The sequence below is a fragment of the Methylobacterium sp. WL6 genome, assembly GCF_008040095.1.
GTDB lineage: Bacteria > Pseudomonadota > Alphaproteobacteria > Rhizobiales > Beijerinckiaceae > Methylobacterium.
This window is the reverse complement of the sequence record NZ_VRVH01000702.1, coordinates 1-272: the sequence shown is the minus strand read 5'-3', so window position 1 is coordinate 272 and position 272 is coordinate 1. Positions and strand designations below refer to the sequence as shown.

The window sequence follows — 272 nt, the reverse complement described above, 5'->3', positions numbered from 1 at the left end:
TTGGACGTAGCTCACCCCGGAACCGGCATCGGAGGCGCCTGCGGTGATGGCGATGGTCTGAGCGCCGTGCGACAGGTCGACCGTACCGGGCAAAGTCAGCCCGGTCAGGACGGGAGCTGTGGTGTCGGCGTTTTGACTGCCGACGACGGTGAAGCTGGTTTGAGCGCCGATGTCCGCCAGCTGGGTACCATAGTAGCTCTGTGAGTTGCCCGCCTTGTCAAAGACGAAGGCAGCCTCGATCGTGTAGGTGCCCGGTGCAGTGTTTGGCGAAA

1 protein-coding gene is annotated in these 272 nt (G+C 62.9%); it reads right to left on the bottom strand.

The genetic code is table 11. The annotated features are described in order from the left end of the window. On the bottom strand, positions 1–272 hold a 272-nt coding region (locus FV230_RS30280), incomplete at both ends, for a hypothetical protein (protein ID WP_187275683.1).